The sequence below is a fragment of the Kocuria carniphila genome, assembly GCF_004136555.1.
Taxonomy (GTDB): Bacteria; Actinomycetota; Actinomycetes; order Actinomycetales; family Micrococcaceae; genus Kocuria; species Kocuria carniphila.
Window position 1 is genome coordinate 26,622 of sequence record NZ_NOIT01000014.1, and the last position, 15,585, is coordinate 42,206.

15 protein-coding genes are annotated in these 15,585 nt (G+C 64.6%); 3 read left to right on the top strand and 12 right to left on the bottom strand.

All coding sequences use genetic code 11. The features are described from left to right. Window positions 1-6 precede the first annotated feature (6 nt). Complete coding sequence (locus tag EWV37_RS11175; RefSeq protein ID WP_095798053.1) at window positions 7-990, bottom strand: DUF2382 domain-containing protein; 984 nt, start codon at window positions 988-990, stop codon at window positions 7-9. A gap of 348 nt (window positions 991-1,338) precedes the next feature. Here EWV37_RS11175 and EWV37_RS11180 point away from each other — a divergent pair, with 348 nt between their 5' ends. From EWV37_RS11180 to EWV37_RS11190, 3 genes are all read left to right on the top strand, one after another. Then, a complete protein-coding gene (locus EWV37_RS11180) occupies window positions 1,339-1,836 on the top strand; it encodes an NfeD family protein (protein ID WP_095798054.1) in 498 nt (165 codons plus the stop codon). 50 nt (window positions 1,837-1,886) lie between these two features. Beyond that, on the top strand, window positions 1,887-2,993 hold the full coding sequence (locus tag EWV37_RS11185; protein WP_129701632.1) for an SPFH domain-containing protein: 1,107 nt from the start codon (window positions 1,887-1,889) through the stop codon (window positions 2,991-2,993). 105 nt (window positions 2,994-3,098) lie between these two features. After that, the gene (locus EWV37_RS11190; RefSeq protein ID WP_129701634.1) at window positions 3,099-3,434 is read left to right on the top strand and encodes an RNA polymerase-binding protein RbpA; all 336 of its coding nucleotides are present in this window, start codon (window positions 3,099-3,101) and stop codon (window positions 3,432-3,434) included. Window positions 3,435-3,567: 133 nt separating this feature from the next. On the opposite strand, the gene EWV37_RS11195 is transcribed toward EWV37_RS11190, so the two are convergent. The 11 genes from EWV37_RS11195 to EWV37_RS11245 form a co-directional block, all read right to left on the bottom strand. After that, window positions 3,568-4,308 (bottom strand): polyprenol monophosphomannose synthase, encoded by a 741-nt coding sequence (locus tag EWV37_RS11195; RefSeq protein WP_129701636.1) that lies wholly within the window; start codon window positions 4,306-4,308, stop codon window positions 3,568-3,570. A gap of 190 nt (window positions 4,309-4,498) precedes the next feature. Continuing rightward, entirely contained in the window at window positions 4,499-5,602 is a 1,104-nt protein-coding gene (locus EWV37_RS11200) for an amidohydrolase family protein (RefSeq protein ID WP_238663224.1), read from the bottom strand. Between the two features lie 28 nt (window positions 5,603-5,630). After that, window positions 5,631-8,456, bottom strand: a complete 2,826-nt coding sequence (locus tag EWV37_RS11205; RefSeq protein WP_129701638.1) for a DEAD/DEAH box helicase — start codon at window positions 8,454-8,456, stop codon at window positions 5,631-5,633. A 59-nt stretch (window positions 8,457-8,515) separates the two neighbouring features. Continuing rightward, window positions 8,516-9,310, bottom strand: coding sequence for a twin-arginine translocase subunit TatC (gene tatC, locus EWV37_RS11210; RefSeq protein WP_380098541.1), 795 nt, complete (start codon window positions 9,308-9,310; stop codon window positions 8,516-8,518). Between the two features lie 199 nt (window positions 9,311-9,509). Continuing rightward, window positions 9,510-9,848 carry a Sec-independent protein translocase subunit TatA gene (tatA, locus tag EWV37_RS11215; protein WP_095798060.1) on the bottom strand — a complete coding sequence of 113 codons (339 nt, stop codon included), beginning with the start codon at window positions 9,846-9,848 and terminating at the stop codon, window positions 9,510-9,512. Next, window positions 9,832-10,212, bottom strand: a complete 381-nt coding sequence (locus EWV37_RS11220) for a hypothetical protein (protein WP_095798061.1) — start codon at window positions 10,210-10,212, stop codon at window positions 9,832-9,834. The genes tatA and EWV37_RS11220 overlap by 17 nt, the downstream gene beginning before the upstream one ends. A 29-nt stretch (window positions 10,213-10,241) precedes the next feature. Further along, entirely contained in the window at window positions 10,242-12,362 is a 2,121-nt protein-coding gene (locus tag EWV37_RS11225) for a WYL domain-containing transcriptional regulator (protein WP_095798062.1), read from the bottom strand. Then, on the bottom strand, window positions 12,363-12,758 hold the full coding sequence (locus EWV37_RS11230; RefSeq protein ID WP_095798116.1) for an FKBP-type peptidyl-prolyl cis-trans isomerase: 396 nt from the start codon (window positions 12,756-12,758) through the stop codon (window positions 12,363-12,365). It abuts the gene before it with no gap. A 56-nt stretch (window positions 12,759-12,814) separates the two neighbouring features. After that, window positions 12,815-13,828, bottom strand: a complete 1,014-nt coding sequence (locus EWV37_RS11235) for an FKBP-type peptidyl-prolyl cis-trans isomerase (protein WP_129701642.1) — start codon at window positions 13,826-13,828, stop codon at window positions 12,815-12,817. Window positions 13,829-13,949: 121 nt separating this feature from the next. Beyond that, complete coding sequence (gene pafA / locus EWV37_RS11240; RefSeq protein WP_129701644.1) at window positions 13,950-15,368, bottom strand: Pup--protein ligase; 1,419 nt, start codon at window positions 15,366-15,368, stop codon at window positions 13,950-13,952. Between the two features lie 4 nt (window positions 15,369-15,372). Then, entirely contained in the window at window positions 15,373-15,582 is a 210-nt protein-coding gene (locus EWV37_RS11245) for a ubiquitin-like protein Pup (RefSeq protein WP_016996385.1), read from the bottom strand. Window positions 15,583-15,585: the final 3 nt, after the last annotated feature.

Consider the following 15,585-nt stretch of genomic DNA (forward strand, 5'->3'; position numbering starts at 1 on the left):
TCAGTTTCAGCGACGGGGAGCGTTGCCGCCCAGGCCGTCACGGCCGTCCAGATCGCGGTCACGGCCATCAAGGTCGCGGTCACGATCGGTCAGGTTGCGATCATTGCCGGTCTCGACATCGACCTGTTCCTTGCGAACATCGGCTTCGACGCGCTGGGTGTCGCGGACGGTCTCCTTGTTCAGGCCGACCTCCTCGACAGCCACGGCTTCCTTCTCGACCACGGGGCGCTCTTCGTGGAGGGAAACCTCGACCTCTTCCTCACCGATGGTGCCGGTGCGGGCCTGGCCATCGCGGATCGGGGTGCGCTCGACGGAGACCTCTTCGCGCTCGACGGGAACGTCAACGGTCTCGTGATCGGTGACCACGTACTTGCGCAGACGTGCACGGCCGGTCTCGCGCTCCTGGGTGCCAACCTTGAGCTGCTCCTCGTGGCGAACCACGGATGCGTCGTCGCGGTCAGTCAGGTCGCGGTCGCGGTCAGCGACGTCGCGGCGGTCCTGGTCCACCAGGCCGCGGTCACGGTCGGTGAGGTCGCGATCACGGTCGCCATCGCGGCCTGCGGCTGCACCTGCAACACCGGCGGTGCCAGCGGTACCGGCAGCAGCGTTACGGTCGCGATCGTTCAAGTCGCGGTCACGGTCGGTGAGGTCGCGATCACGATCTGCGCCACGACCGTTGTCGTAGTTCAGCTCGTAGTAGCGGTAGAGCTCTTCCTCTTCCTGAGGGGAAAGGTGCTGGTCTGCATCGACCTTCGGAGCATCCTTGATGACATCCTTCTGGTAAGGCAGCACAACGCGGTCGCCGTCCTGGCGAGCGTCCTTCACCGGAACGAAGCTCTCCTTCGCTCCGAAGAGACCGGTGTTCACGGTCAGGAACGTGGGCTCACCCGAGTTGTCGTCGAGGAAAACCTGCTCCACCTTGCCGACCTTGTCGCCGTCAGCATCGTAGGCAGTGCTGGAGAGAATCGCATTCACATCGAAAGTGGTCATCGCAAGAACTCCTTCAAGTTTATTGCGTTCGTCAAAGCACGGTTTGTGCCCTGCGAGCCATCACTCTGCACGATGGCATTGTGATCTAGCTTGCCGCCCAGCTTACTGATGTTCAGTTGCCTGACAATAGATTTTCTCTCTCGGGTGAAATGACCGTGGGACACTTCCCCGGCCAAGGTTTATCCATTAGTGACCCGCTAGTACCGAGCGTGGGGCCCGCCTAGGAATGGGCCATTCCGGCCTCGAGGCGTGGGGTAGGGCACAATGGGAAGGGAGCCGACAGGTGGCGGGCTGCGCATCCTGCGGAGGCGGCCACTTCCGACACTTCAATCATGTCTGGAGCCTCACGTGTGGGACGCACTGGTCAATAACCCCTGGATCATTTGGCTGATCATCATGTTGATCTTGGCCGGAATCGAGATGCTCACCCTGGATTTCTTGTTCCTTATGATGTCCGTGGCCGCGCTGTGCGCCGGGGTGGTGAGTTTCTTCACCCATAGCATCCCCTTACAAGTGGTCACATTTGCGGTAGTCGCTGTACTTCTCATTTTCCTCTTGCGGCCGGTGGCCCTCAATCGGATCAACAGGTCCACTCCGAGCACGCGTTCCAACGCCGAACGACTGGTGGGACTGTCCTGCACCGTGCTGGAACCCGTCAGTGAGAACACCGGCCTGGTCCGTCTCGAAGGCGATATCTGGACCGCGCGATCTGCCGAACACGGCACGCTCGAGGTCGGGACCAAGGCCTATGTCTACCGGATCGACGGTGCCACGGCCGTGGTGTCCGGTACCGCCCCGGCAACCACCGACTTCTCCGACTCCCCCGCTTCCCAACCCGGGTACTAGAACATCAGTAGGGCCGTCCGGCCCGCACTCCACCCATGTGAGAGGACCCCATGGAAATCGTCATCACAGTACTGCTCGTAGTGGTGGTGCTGGCAGCGGCAATCGCCTTGATCAAGGCCGTTCGCATCATTCCGCAGTCGCGCGCCGGCATCGTGGAACGACTTGGCAAGTACCAATCCACCCTGAACCCCGGCCTGCACTTTCTGATCCCCTTCGTGGATCGACTTCTCCCCCTCATCGACCTGCGTGAGCAAGTGGTGCCGTTCCCGGCCCAGTCCGTGATCACCGAGGACAACCTGGTGGTTGGCATCGACACCGTGGTCTATTTCCAGGTCACCGACCCCCGCGCCGCGACCTACGAAATCACCAACTACATCCAGGCCGTGGATGAGCTCACGAGTGCGACCCTGCGTAACGTGGTGGGTGGTTTGAATCTTGAAGAGACGCTGACCTCGCGCGACAAGATCAACGCCGAATTGCGCGGTGTCCTGGACTCCACCACCGGACGCTGGGGCATTCGCATTTCCCGCGTGGACATCAAGGAGATCACGCCCCCGCCGTCTATTCAGGACTCCATGGAGAAGCAGATGCGCGCCGAGCGAGACCGTCGTGCAACCATCCTCACGGCTGAGGGTGAGAAGCAGTCCCAGATTCTGACCGCCGAGGGTGAACGGCAGGCCGCCGTGCTCTCCGCGGAAGGTGACGCCAAGGCTGCAATCCTGCGTGCCGACGGTGAGGCCCAAGCCATTGCCAAGGTCTTCGATTCGATTCACCGCGCCAAGCCCACCCAGAAGCTGCTGGCCTACCAGTACATCCAGACCCTACCCAAGGTGGCAGAGGGTTCCGCCAACAAGGTGTGGATGATCCCCGCTGAGCTCAGCACCGCACTGCGCGGAGTCGGCAATTTCCTCGCGACTCCGGGTGGCGGAGGCGAAGGCCCCCACGACTCGTCCTGGGATGATCCGGAAGAAGAGCCCGCGACCACCGGTTACTCGGAACCGATCGTGGAATCGGAGACCGTCAAGGTCACCGAGAAGGATCTCGAGCCGGATTTGACGCTCACCGACCCCAATGATTTCGAGATGCCGGAGCCTCCCTTTGCCGATCCGGCTGCCGGGGACCACGGTTCCACCAGCGCCGGGAATGAATCGCGCTAGTTCGTGGTTGTACCCGGTTGATGCGGATCTCTGCGTCTCGAATATCCAGTTCAGGCCCCGGGATATCGCCCTTTGTACCAGTAGGACTTCAGGAAGGACCGTCCAGTGAGCGATCGCAGCCTGCGTGGAATGCGCTTGGGTTCCCAGTCGATGGAAACCGAGACCGGTGTTGAGCCGGCACCGCGCCAACGCGTGGAGTACCGCACCAAAGGTGGTGAGTCGGTGAGCGTGATGTTTGCGGCGGAGGCGGAGATTCCCCCGGTGTGGACCACCAAGACCGGTCACGAGGCCATCCTGGTCAACGGTGAGAAGCCCGAGAACCCCAATGAGAAGCACGTGCGTACCCACTGGGACATGCTCATGGAGCGTCGCAGCTCGGAAGAGCTCGAAGAGATCCTGCAGCAGCGCCTCGACTTCTACAAGGAGCGCCACGCGCTCTGAGTCCCGCCATTCCCGGCCGCGCGCCCGCGGTCGCGCGGCCGGTGAGTGACCACGGACGAACGCCGACGCCGCGTACCAAGTCTGGTACGCGGCGTCGGTGTTTAAGTAGTGGTCGGGGTTCGCCCCGGAAGGTCTACTTGCGCAGGCCCAGCTTTCCGGCCAGAGTCTGAGCGCGTGCGGTCAGCCCCCACTTCGCCACGTTGGTCGCGGCCTCCACGGTGACATCCTTGCTCATCTTCGACACGCCCTCTTCGCGTTCCACGAAGGTGATGGGAACTTCCGTGATCTTCAGGCCCAGGCGTTCGGTACGCCATGCGAGGTCGATCTGGAAGCAGTAACCGCGCGAGCGCACGGAGGCCAGATCAATGGCCTCGAGAGTGCCGCGCTTGAAGGCGCGGTACCCGCCGGTGATGTCGTGAACGGCGGTGCCCAGCAGAACACGCGAATAAAGATTGCCACCGCGGGAGATCAGCTGGCGGTCCAGGGGCCAGTTCTCCGTGCGGCCACCCGGTACATAGCGGGAGCCGATGGCCAGATCCGCGCCGTTCTCAATGGCGTCCAGGAGCAAGGGCAGCTGCTCGGGCTGGTGGGAGCAATCCGCGTCCATCTCGACCAGCACGTCGTAGCCGTTGTCGAGGCCCCAGCGGAAACCGGCAATGTAGGCCGGGCCGAGACCCTCCTTCTTGGCGCGGTGGAGCACGTGGATGTGATCATCCGCGGCGGACATCTCGTCGGCCATGCGGCCGGTGCCGTCCGGGCTGTTATCGTCCGTGATCAGCACGTGCGCATCGGGAACGGCCGCCCGCAACCGGCTCACCACCGTGGGCAGCGATTCGCGTTCGTTATAGGTGGGGATGATCGTGAGAACTCGCACCGGGCGTCCTTTCAAGCCACTGGGGACGGGGAAAAACGCCCCGAACACACCACAGGGCAGGCCCACCCGCCTTCGGACCAGGCGCGAATTGCTCCGCAGCACTGTTTTCTAAGGACGGATGAACCCACCCGGCAGTAAGAATTCAGTCTAACCGGCAATTCTGGTCAGCACCAAGATGGCCGATTGTCAATCACTCGAAGATCACGTTTCCGCCCACCACAGTGCGTTCGCACACGGGCAGCCGCGGGTCGTCGAGGGCGGGAAGGGCTGGCGTGCGGGCGCGGGGATCCGTGCTCCAGGATGCTCCGGTGCCCTGCGCCTGCTGCACCATGAGCGACTCAGCATCCCACATCGTCAGGCTCGCCTCTGCTCCGGGGGCGAGTTGGCCGGCCAGCGGCTGAGCGTCACGCTGGGCCCGCCACACGCCACGGGTCAGGGCCAGGAACGCCGCACGAGCCGAGGTCCGATGACTCGGTTCCTTCGCCTCAAGGGCGTCCTTGACGGCCTGCCACGGGTTCTCCGCGTCGGTCGTGAGAGTCACGGGCACACCCGCGCGCGCCAGCGCCGTCAGCGGTGCGGCGCCGGGACGCGACGTCACGGACAGAGCGTGGCGGGCGAGCGATTCACTTTGTTCCTCGCTGAGTTCGCCCACGCCCACGAGCCGGTGCCCGCGCGACCTGAACGCACGCTCCCCCACCGTGTCGGTGGCCTGCTGCGCGGCCTCGAGAATCACGTCGATAACGGCCGACGGCGCTCCCTCCACGGTGGCCTCGGGGCGGGCCTCGCACACGATCACGGCCTGGTAGCGGGCCTCGGAGCACGCCACCAAGTGGGCGGTTACGTCCTCCAGCAGAGCGGCGGGGTCCTGGGCGGGGTCGATCTCGATACCGAGGCACGGCCGCGGTGCATCGGCGGAGGCGATGGCCGAAGCCCCCGTCACGGGATGGATCAGGATGGGTAACGGCACGAGACCCGCGTCCGAGGCACGGGTCGCGGCGTCGTTCAAGGTCCGGGCGTTGTCGGAAAGCAATTCAACGGCACCGTAGCCCTGAGCTGCCGAGACGATCTGTGTGCCGTGGGTGACACGCTGGTGCGCCACGAAGGACGGAGTGATCACCGCGCCGTGCACGTCCACCACCGTGGACTGTTCGCCCGCCATGGTGTGAGCTGCGCTGTCGGAACCCAGCCACGCGACCGTTGGCCCGTCCACCAGGATGGCCGTGGCGAACGGATCCACCGGCGAATACACCGAGGCGTTCACATACATCACGGTGGTTTTGGTCTGTGGGCTCACTCTGTCCTCCGGTAAGTCATGCTGCTGGTCACTGTTCAAAGACGCTGTACTCCACCACGCCGCGGCGCACAGCCTTGATGGCGTCGAGGGCGGTATCGCGGATGGCCGGGTCCAGGTGCTCGACCCCTACCAATTGGTCCAGCAGATCAATGGTCTGCTTGGCCCAGCGGACGAAATCCCCGGCCGCCAGATCCGTACCCGACAGGGTCTTGGTCAGGCTGGCGCCTCGGGCCCAGCGGTACATGGCGTCCACCAGGCCCAGCTCAGGTTGAGCCGTTTGCGGCAGCCGGTGCTGGGACTCCACATCGGTCAGCACCGACCAGTTGTGGATCAATGTCTGCACTGCGGCCTCCATGTGGGCCGTGGGCATCTTAGGGCGGGAGCCCTGGTCTTCTCGGCGGGGTTGATATACCAACGCGGTCACGACGCCCGCCAGGCCGGCCACGTCCAGGCCGTCCAGGAAACCGTCACGCAGGGTTAGGGCCAGTAGGAGATCTCGTTCGCCGTAGATCCGACGCAGTTGTTGGCCCGCGGGAGTGGGTTTGAGATTCCCTGACTCGTCCGCGCGCAGGTAGTCGAAGTGCGTGAGCACGGCGCAGACCCTGTCGAACGTTGCGGCGATGCTGCCCGTACGGCCGGCGATCTGCTTGCGCAGACCCTCGGTTTCCTTCTCGAGTTTCCAGGCACGCTCGGCCCACCGTGCGTGGTGCTCGCGGTCGGAACAGCCGTGGCACGGGTGCGACCGAAGGGCGCGGCGCAGGTCCTCGATCTTGCGATCCCTCGCGGACGTGCCCCGATCGAAACGGATGGTGTGCCCACCACTGCGTTCACGTGCGGGCCGGTGTTCGCGCAGGGCCGCACGCACGGTGGATGCCAGGTCTTTGCGTTCCTGCGGGGAACGCCCCGAATAGCGTTTGGGGATCTTGACCTTCGACTCCGGTTCGAGTGAGCCATCCAAGTCGTTCACGCCCACGCGGCGCAGTTTGCCGTCCAGGGTGAGGATGTGAGGCCGCGGATCGAAGGGATGTTCATCGGCCTTCACGACCACCGCGTAACCCGCGTTACGCCCCTGGGGGATGTCGATGACATCGCCGGGAAGCAGATCCTGGAGCGACACCGCGGCGTCGTTGCGTTGCCGGGCGGAGCGGGACTTGGTCGCGGACTTCTCGAGTCCGTTGAGCTCTCTGCGCAGACGCGCGTACTCGGTGAAGTCGCCCAGGTGGCAGGCCATGGCCTCTCGATATGCTTCGAGGGTCTTCTCCTGCGACCGCACCCGTTTGGCGATCCCCACCACGGAACGGTCCGCTTGGAACTGGGCGAATGAGGTCTCGAGAATGGACCGTGACCGCTTGGCACCGTAGCGGGCGATCAGGTTCGTGGACATGTTGTACGTGGGGCTGAAGCTGGAGTTCAGCGGGTACGTCCGTTTGGAGGCCAGACTGGCCACGGTCTGCGGATTCATCCCGTCGCGCCACAGCACCACGGCGTGGCCTTCGACGTCGATCCCGCGTCGGCCGGCACGACCCGTGAGCTGCGTGTACTCACCGGGGGTGATATCAACCCTGGATTCACCGTTGAACTTGTCGAGCCGTTCGAGCACGACGGATCGGGCGGGCATGTTGATACCCAGTGCAAGGGTTTCGGTGGCGAACACGGCTTTCACGAGCCCCTGGGCGAAGAGCTGCTCCACTACTTCCTTGAAGACGGGGAGCATGCCCGCGTGGTGGGCGGAAATGCCGCGCACCAGGCCGTCGTACCAGTCGTGGTAGTTCAACGCGGCGAGATCCGCGGTGGTCATGTGCGAGGTCGCCTCGGCCACGTAGGCGCGAATGGTTTTCTGTTCTTCCGGGGTGGTCAGCCACAGATCCGCGGCCACGCACTGGGCCACGGCTGCGTCGCAACCCGCACGGGAGAAGATGAAGGTAATCGCCGGCAGCAGGGCCTCGGCGTCAAGGCGCCGAAGTAACTGCGGACGGGAAATCCGCTCCTGGCGCGCCACGCGAGGCTCGGAATGGTGTGGCCCGCGGCGGCGTCGGCCGCGGTGGTTGGGACCGCGCCCGCCCCCGCGCCCACCGCGTGGGTGCTGGGCGCGGAACAGGCGGAGCAGCTCGGGATTGACCGCTGGTTCATCCGCGCCCGGTTCGGCCTGCCGTTCGGCGGCTTCCTCAACGGTGTCATCGACGAACAGGTCCAGCAGCTGCGGGCCCACCTGAACGTGCTGCCACAACGGGACCGGACGGTGCTCGGAGACCACCACGTCCGTGTGGCCACGAACCTGATGAAGCCACGCACCGAATTCCTCGGCATTGGACACCGTGGCGGACAGGGACGCGAGCTGCACGTGTTCCGGCAAATGGATGATGACTTCTTCCCAGACCGCCCCACGAAAACGATCCGCGAGGTAGTGCACCTCGTCCATGACCACGAACCCCAGATTGGTCAGCGTGGACGAATCGGCGTAGAGCATGTTGCGCAAGACCTCGGTGGTCATGACCACGATGTCCGCCTCCGAATTGACCGAGGTGTCACCGGTCAGCAGACCCACACGATGGCTCCCCCAACGGCGGGAGAACTCGTGGAACTTCTGGTTGCTCAGCGCCTTGATGGGGGTCGTGTAGAAGGCCTTGCGACCCTGGGAGAGTGCCAGGTGGATCGCGAACTCCCCCACGACCGTTTTACCGGCACCCGTGGGGGCGGCGACCAGAACGCCGTGCCCTTGTTCGAGTGCCCTGCAGCCCTCGATCTGGAAAGGATCGAGTTCGAAATCCAGCAGCTGTTCAAACGCCGCGAGTTCGGTGTTCGCGTGGGCCGCACGGGCCTTGGCGGCCATGAAACGATCGGCGTGAGAAGACATGGCACCAGCCTACGGCGTAGCGCGGACACCGATTAAATCAGTGCGGTGTGGTTCCGCTGCTAGCCCATCTTGCGGAGGTCCTCCGCGGAGGTCGCGCTGTCCGCGGTGACTCCGGTTGCTGCTTCACGCTTGGCAGCCTTCTTGGCGCGGCGGCGGTCCAGGACGAGACACAGTCCCACGGCGACGAAGAACAGCACCAACAGCGGAATGGCCAGGTACAGCATGGTCACCGGGTCCGGCCCGGGAGCAGCCATGGCCGAGATGACCAGCACGATCACGACCACCACGCGCCAGGACTTCAGGATCGTGCGACCGGAAAGGAGCCCCAGCATGTTGAGTCCCACCAGGAACACCGGTATCACGCAAGAAACACCGAAGGTCAGGATCAACTGCAGGAAGAAGCGCAGGTACTGATTGGCCTCCACGAAGTTCGCGCCGCCCTCCGGGGTGAACGCGGTCAACGCGTACACTGCGGCGGGCAAAGCCGTGATGGCCAAGACGCAGCCGCCGATGAACAGCGGAATGGCCGCCACCAGGAATCCCATGGCGTAGCGGCGCTCGTGCTTGTGCAGAGCCGGAGTGATGAACGCCCACAGCTGGTACAGCCACACGGGCGAAGCGAAGATGACACCCAGCACCAAGGCCACCTCGACCATGATGTTGAAGGAACCGCCCACCGACGAGTAGTTGATGGTGGCGGTTCGACCCGAGTCCGCCAGACGCTGCAGCGGTTCGGTGATGTACTGCATGAACGGGTTGTAGACCATGAACCCCGCCACCGCGCCGATCACGGCCGCGATGGCGGACTTGATCAATCGGTTGCGCATTTCACGCAGGTGCTCCTTCAGGGCCATCTGGGCCTGAGGGTTGTTCCTGCGCGAGGTGTTCTTCTTGCGGTTCCGACGCTCCTTACGGCGCGAAGGATCCCGCAGAGACTTGGAATCAGTGGCAGACATACGAACCTATGTGTTGAGAGGGGCTGCACCGGGGTGCTCGTCGGGCCGAACCATGAGGTCCGGCCCGATCGCTGTGTAGTGAGTGGTGCCCCGTGACCTACGCGCTGGGGCGCTGGTTGGGATCAACCTGGTTGTTCGGCTGCGCGGCGGCCTGGCCCGTTGATTGACCGGGAGCGACCGGGCCGTTGTTCACGGTGTTGGTCTGTGTGGGATTCTGCGGCTGCGAAATGGTCTGGCCGTCGGATACCGGCTGGCCGTTCACGGTGACGTTGTCGTCATCGCCGTCCTTCTTCATTTCCTTGACCTCGGACTTGAAGATCCGCATGGACTGGCCCAGGCTGCGGGCCATGCCCGGAAGCTTGGGGGCACCGAACAGCAGCAGGATCACCACGAGGATGAGGATGATGGTGAGGGGGCTGTCAAACAAGCGGCCCATGGTGGATTCCTTTCCGTTCAGCCCGGCGGAGATCGGACAGCCGTTGGGGCTGGCCCTTGGCGTCCTTGCGGTTCATGCGGCGGATGAGCCGGGCTGTATGTCGTTGATCGCGACCGCTTGAATAGGCGGCGCGGGCCGAATTCACCGGGGTGAACACGGCAGGTTCAGCGGGTGTGCGCAGTGGTTGTGTCGCTCCCTGGGCCGCGGCGTTCCACCGCACCGTGAAGTCATCGGCGAAGGCCTCGACCTCACGTAATGCGGGTAAGGCCTTCTTGGTGACCAATCCCCACACCGCGCCCACGATGAACGCGAGACTGACGAGGACCAGGACGGTCCACAGCACAATCCACATCCACCACAGCATGGACCCCAGTATAGGGCCGCGCGAATCCTCTACTGGTGCGTTGTGTCCGTGAAGAGACTGTTATTTATCCACTGTTCAACTGAGTGGACCACCTCGGGCGGTGACGCCACCGCCACGTGACCCGCGTGCCTGGTCACGAGCGAACACAGTGCCTCGACCGTGGGGAAATCCACCTCGGCGGCCACGTACTCGGGCAGCTGTTTGGGGCCCTTGGAGCTCCCCGGTCCGGCAGTCACGGTGATCGGTGGTTCGTCGCTGGCGGGTAGTTCCACCGTGGCGGCACGCTTGGCGTGGTAGTGCTCCACGATCCAACGGCCACGCCGGTCGGTCACGAGCACCGCCTGAACGGGTCGGCGTTTCTCCGGGTACAAACTCGTGCGCATTTCGGAGTCCATGCGCGGATGCGCCTGGGCCTCTCCAATGTCTTCGCAACTGAGGATGCAGTCCGCTCGGAACGTCCTGGGCCCCTTGGCGTTGAGGCACCAACCGCGCACGTACTGGTGTCCGTCCGAGGACACTATGCGCACCGGGTCCACGAGACGTTCGGTGACCTCGTCCCGTGAGGCCACCACGTAGCGGATCTTGATCCGCCGATTGTTCGCAATCGCCTCGCGCACCCGGCTGACCAGTTCGGTGTCCTCGGGGACCGGTTCGGCGGGTTGATCCGGTGCGGCCAGGGCATCCGCGAGTGGCAACGCGTCCGCGGCGGTCGCCACCTTGCGCATGGTCGAGCGCACGACGTCGCTGTTGCCGCCCGGTAGCGCCTGGAGCGTTTGCAGCCCCATCAGCAAGGCGCTGGCCTCGGGTACGGTCAGCCGCACGGGTTCCGAGAGTTCTTGGGCATTACCCAGGTAGATGTGGCCGTCGTCCCAGGACGCATCGATGAGCTGATCGGGCATGTGACCCGGTCGCCCGCACACGAACAGCGTCTGTAGATCCGCGATCAACTCCTGATCGGTGATTCCAAAGTGCCGAGCCGTTTCTTCCAGCTGAGCCCCCTGGTGGGAGTACACGTGGCGCACGATGTGCAAGAGCCGGGCGAGATGTTGTTCCGTACTGGCCTTCGCGGCGCCGCTGCGGCGCTGCTTGCCCCAGGCAACAGCCACGCCACCCACGCGTTCCTGGAATTTCCGAGCCTCGGACAGACGCCGTTCGACCGCCTTGGCCACGGCACGCTGAGTTCCCAGGTCGGCCCCGGCTGCCGTGGCAACCCGAGCATCGGGACCCGCTGCACACACGTGCTCGGCGGCGCCCTCGGTGTCCGGGACGGCCAGCAGCACGGCGTCGAAGCCTTCGGGCAGATGCGGATCCTCGTCCGCGATCGGCGCGGCGATCTGACGCAACAACTGCGCTGCACCCTGACGAACGTAGACGGTTACCCGCACGCGCGTGGGCGGGTACACCATGCGCGCGAGCTGCCCACCCATGGAGAAATCTTCGGGAGGTTGGAAACTGTCCCGGGTGACAGCCACCTCGGAAATGATCCTGGACAGCCGGAAGGTGCGCTCGGCCTGCCGGTCCTCGTCCCAGCCGGCCAGGTACCACGCACCGAAGCGCGAACCCACGCCCCAGGGTTGAACCGTGCGACGGCTGTAGGTACCCGTGCGATCCACGTAGTCGAAGCGCACCGTGCGGTGGCTCAGCACCGCGGACAGCAACGGTTCGAACGCTGGGTCCGCCACGGCCACGGTGGGCTGGACGTCACGGCCGGGTGCTGCCTCATGAGACAGCGCAGGTTCCAGCTTGTCGAGGGCGCGGCGCGCCAAACGATCCTGAGCGGCGTCGTTCCAGGCGTCCGCGGCAACCGCGAGGACGGCCGATTCCTCCGCACTGAACTGGACCTGGGGCAATTGGTACGAGCCGCGGGACACGCGATAACGCGGAGCCAGCTGGGCGTCGGAGGCCCACGGATCGTCGTCGGGGATTTCCTCGACCGGATAGCCGAGGGACCTCAAATGCGATTTGTCGCGCTCGAACATCCGCTCGAACGCGTCGTGGCTGCCGGCCTTGTGGTACCCGGGAACGATCTCCCGCAGCTGATCACGCGTGTAACCGCTCTCGCGATCCAGCAGCGCAATGAGCAGGTTGAGGAGCCGCTCCGCCGACGCTGCGGTGGAGCGGCCCGATACCGAACCTGAAGATGGGGGCATTTAGCGGACGTCGAGCAGATCGACCACGAAGATGAGTGCTTCGTCAGGGCCGATGGCGCCAGGAGCGCCGCGCTTGCCGTAGGCCATCTCTGAAGGGATCTCCAGACGACGGCGACCGCCCACCTTCATGCCCAGCAGACCCTGGTCCCAACCCTGGATGACCTGGCCGATGCCCACGGTGAAGTCCAGGGGCTGGTTGCGGTTCCAGGAGGCGTCGAATTCTTCGCCACCCGAGTAGGTCACGCCCACGTAGTGGCAGGAAATGCTGTCGCCGGCCTTGGCCTCGCGGCCGGTGCCCGGGATCACGTCAGTGATACGCAGTTCGGTGGGAACCGGATCCTGCGGGAAATCGATCTCCGGCTTGGAACGATCCAGGTTGCGCTGTCCAAATGACACGGTCATGGCCTTTCGTAGAAACCGTCCCCACTGGGGGACCTGTCCGATCGACTAGTTTACTTCTCCGACTCGGACGGCGCTGGCTTGGGCGCCTCGGATCCGCCGGCTTCCTCCGAGGGCTGAGGCGCAGCACTCTCCGACGGAGCTGCGGACTCACTGGGTGCGGGTTCGGGAGTGGGGACGGCACCGAGGATGTCCACCACGAACACGAGCGAACCGGACGGGTACTGCGAGTCCTTGCCGAGCTGCTTCTCGGTGCCGTAGGCCTGATCGGTCGGCACGGCGAGCAGCACGCGCGAGCCCACCTTCTGACCCTTAAGGCCTTCCTTCCACCCCTCGATCACGTTGTCGAGCGGGAAGGATGCGGGAGCGTTCTTGTCGTAGGAGGAATCGAAGACCTCCCCGTCTTCCCAGCGCACGCCCACGTAATTGGCGACCACGGTGTCCGTGTCCGAGACTTCTTCACCATCACCCTCGATGAGGACTTCGGTCTGGAGGTCCTTGGGTTCCTTACCCGAAGGCTTCTCAATGGTGGGTTTGCCCTGATCGTCCTGAGTGACGTTGGGCATCTTGTCCGAAGTGTCCTTCATGTCCTCGTTGAGAGGGGCCAGAATCTTCTTGGCCACCTGGTACACCTCGACCGACGTGGATTCGTCCCCCGCCGCGCCGCTGGTGTCCGGGGAGCTGTAGGCGATGATCGCGCCTTCCTGGGCGTCGATCAGGGCGTCGTGCATCTCCGGGATGGCTTCCTTGAGCTGGTCGTCCAGCTTGAGTACCTGACCGGCACCCTGGCTGTACGTATCGCCCAGCGATGAACCATCGGAACCCTTGAACAGCGCGGCCTGCAGGAGGATGTTGTCGCCCTCGTTGAGGTCTTCGCCGTCGCCTTCGCGCAGCACCTTGGTCTCCGCCTCGCTCACCTGGAGTGGAGTTTCGAACGAGACCGACGGCGCGGTGCCCTCGGACGGGTCCTTGGCCAATTCCACCGAATCCATTTCGGCTCCGCCGCACGCGGTCAACATCAGGGACAAGGCCAGGGCGGTGCCCGCGGCCGGAACAATCTTTCGCAAAGGAGGATTCACCTTTCAACACGAATGGGCACTGAGGGAAGTCGCCCACCAATGTATGGGACACGGTTGAGCATCAGCTGATACTTCTCGTGCCACGCCCGTGGGGGTTCCCCGTGAACTTTCAGCGGCCGGACATGGCCTGGACCTCGGCAATGAGCTCGTCCGCGTCCGGTTGGGACGTGGCGAACGGGTCCTTGCACATCACGGTGCGCTGGTTCTGGGAACCGTTGAGTTTGAGGTGCACCCAGTCCACCGTGTAGTTCTCCCCCGCGTCCAGGACGGCCTGGATGAACTTGCCGCGCAGGCTCGCCCGCGTGGCCGGAGGCTGCGTGACGGCGGCACGAGCGGCGTCGTCGGAAATGAAGGACGCCACCGCGCCCCGCCGACTGAGCATGCGGAACAGCCCGTGCGTGGGTGAGGTGTCGTGGTAGGCGAAATCCAACTGCAGCAACCGCGGGTTGGCGTAATCCATGCCGTGGGCGGCGGCGTAGGAGTCCAGTAGCTTCTTCTTGATGGCCCAGTCGAGCTCGGTGTCCACCAGGTCGAAGCGCTGCTCGGCGACCGCGCGCAGACCGCGTTCCCACAGTTCCAGTACCCAGTCCACGCGGTCGTGGTGCGCACCGTGGCGATCCACGAAGTGTGTGACGGCCTGAAGGTACTCGTGCTGCAGGTCCACGGCGGACATCTTTTCGCCCGAGGCCAGCTCCACCAGCGCCCGGCCGGTAAGGTCGTGGGAAATGATGCGCAGCGCGGCCGCGGGATCCGCGAGCATGCGGTCCGGCAGGATCTTGCCCGCCTCGATCATCCTCAGCATGAGATCCGTGGTGCCCATCTTCAGCGCCGTGGTGGTCTGGGACATGGATGAGTCGCCGTTGATGACGTGCAACCGGCGGAAGTGCTCGGCATCAGCGTGGGGCTCGTCGCGCGTGTTGATCATGGGCCGCGAGCGCGTGGTGGCCGAGGAGGAACCTTCCCAAATGTGGTCCGCGCGCTGCGAGAAGGAATAGCTGGGGCCGTGGCTGCCGTCGCCCAGGGTGAGGCCGCCGAATTCTGCGGGACCGTTGGGGTGCACCCGACCGGCGCCGACCAGGATCTGGCGGGTGACCAGGAACGGGATCAGCACCTGCACCAGGCGCGCGTATTCGGTGCGGCGGGAGATCATGTAGTTCTCGTGGGAGCCGTAGGAGTTCCCGGCGGAGTCCACGTTGTTCTTGAACAAGTGCACCGTGCCGCCGGTTCCGACCTGGTCCAGTTCTTGTTGGAGCTGCTGTCGCAGATCGTCCACGATCAGCTCACCGGCTACGTCCTGCGCCACGACATCCTCGAGTGAGGCGGTCTCCGCGCTGGCGTATTCGGGGTGCGAACCCACGTCGAGGTAGAGCCGGCCGCCGTTGGGGAGGAACACGTTGGATGCTCTCCCCCACGCGAGCACGGGCGCGAACAGGCGCCGCGCCGTCTCGTCGGCACCCAGGCTGTGTCCCTGGGACACGCTGTGGGTAATGCCGAACTCGGTTTCGATGCCGTAGATTCTGCGGTCCACGAGGTTACTGGCCGCCCTTCTGGACGAAGCCCTTCACGAAGGCCTCAGCGTTGGTTTCAAGTACGCCGTCGATCTCGGCGAGCAGGTCATCGGTGCCCTGGGTGTCGCGCTGGGCCTGACCCGCGCCCTGCGACGGCGCCGGGGTGCCGTTGTCGGGCAGGTCGGTTTCTTCCTCGCGACGCGAGCCCTGGCCGAAAATGCGTTCCTGTGCCATGTG

What these genes read in the sequence shown, in the direction of transcription:
- EWV37_RS11175 (WP_095798053.1), bottom strand. Translation starts at nt 990, where the DNA reads ATGACCACTTTCGATGTGAATGCGATTCTCTCCAGCACTGCCTACGAT.
- EWV37_RS11185 (WP_129701632.1), top strand. Translation starts at nt 1,887, where the DNA reads ATGGAAATCGTCATCACAGTACTGCTCGTAGTGGTGGTGCTGGCAGCG.
- EWV37_RS11205 (WP_129701638.1), bottom strand. Translation starts at nt 8,456, where the DNA reads ATGTCTTCTCACGCCGATCGTTTCATGGCCGCCAAGGCCCGTGCGGCC.
- tatC (WP_380098541.1), bottom strand. Translation starts at nt 9,310, where the DNA reads ATGGCCCTGAAGGAGCACCTGCGTGAAATGCGCAACCGATTGATCAAG.
- tatA (WP_095798060.1), bottom strand. Translation starts at nt 9,848, where the DNA reads ATGGGCCGCTTGTTTGACAGCCCCCTCACCATCATCCTCATCCTCGTG.
- EWV37_RS11220 (WP_095798061.1), bottom strand. Translation starts at nt 10,212, where the DNA reads ATGCTGTGGTGGATGTGGATTGTGCTGTGGACCGTCCTGGTCCTCGTC.
- EWV37_RS11225 (WP_095798062.1), bottom strand. Translation starts at nt 12,362, where the DNA reads ATGCCCCCATCTTCAGGTTCGGTATCGGGCCGCTCCACCGCAGCGTCG.
- EWV37_RS11245 (WP_016996385.1), bottom strand. Translation starts at nt 15,582, where the DNA reads ATGGCACAGGAACGCATTTTCGGCCAGGGCTCGCGTCGCGAGGAAGAA.